Source organism: Streptomyces sp. MS191, assembly GCF_008042125.1.
Classification (GTDB): domain Bacteria; phylum Actinomycetota; class Actinomycetes; order Streptomycetales; family Streptomycetaceae; genus Streptomyces.
In genome coordinates, this window is record NZ_RDBI01000104.1 from 1 (window position 1) to 628 (window position 628).

The window sequence follows — 628 nt, forward strand, 5'->3', positions numbered from 1 at the left end:
GCCCAGAAGTCCATGGCATGCCAGGCGCTGCCGAACGCGCCGGCATAGCCACTGCTCATGATGTCGCCTCCCGCCCCTGATTCAACGGTGCCCTAACGCCGCCTGAACGACKACGATTTGAAGTATTGCGATCAACGCAATACTTTGCGATGATCACAATATGAACCTGATCAGTGACATCACAGCGATCCGCTTCCCCCTGCCGACCCCGGGCTCGGTCACCCCGCCCGACCTGTACTTCGACGCCTGCGAGCAGACTGAACGCCTCCGTACCGAGGAAGCGGAGAACCTCGAAGCCGCAAGCGACGGCCTCGACACCGACCCGCTGCTCCTGGCCCTCGAGGATGCCCGGGCCCGCAAAGCCGCGGCCGATGCCGAGATCCGCCTCCTCCTCGCCTACGGCCGGGAGTTCCACGGCACCCGCCCTTACCGCCTGGAATCCCTGGCCCAGGCCAGCGGACTGACCATCTCAGGCATCCGCACCGCCTACGGCACAAGCGAGATCGAACAGGTAGAACACGCCGTCCACCGCCACCCCAACCGCCCCACCAAGGAGGCCCATGGCCAATAGCCAGGACACCTGCCTCTGCCCCCCTGGCCCCACCTGACCACCGGCATCGAACAGCAC

1 protein-coding gene is annotated in these 628 nt (G+C 65.4%); it reads left to right on the top strand.

Annotated features, from left to right (window positions below; translation table 11 throughout):
• Positions 1 to 160 precede the first annotated feature (160 nt).
• Positions 161 to 571 (top strand): hypothetical protein, encoded by a 411-nt coding sequence (locus EAO71_RS35225; RefSeq protein ID WP_147981894.1) that lies wholly within the window; start codon positions 161 to 163, stop codon positions 569 to 571.
• The last annotated feature ends 57 nt before the right edge of the window (positions 572 to 628 follow it).

Coding starts and splice junctions, on each gene's coding strand:
- EAO71_RS35225 (WP_147981894.1), top strand. CDS start 161: ATGAACCTGATCAGTGACATCACAGCGATCCGCTTCCCCCTGCCGACC.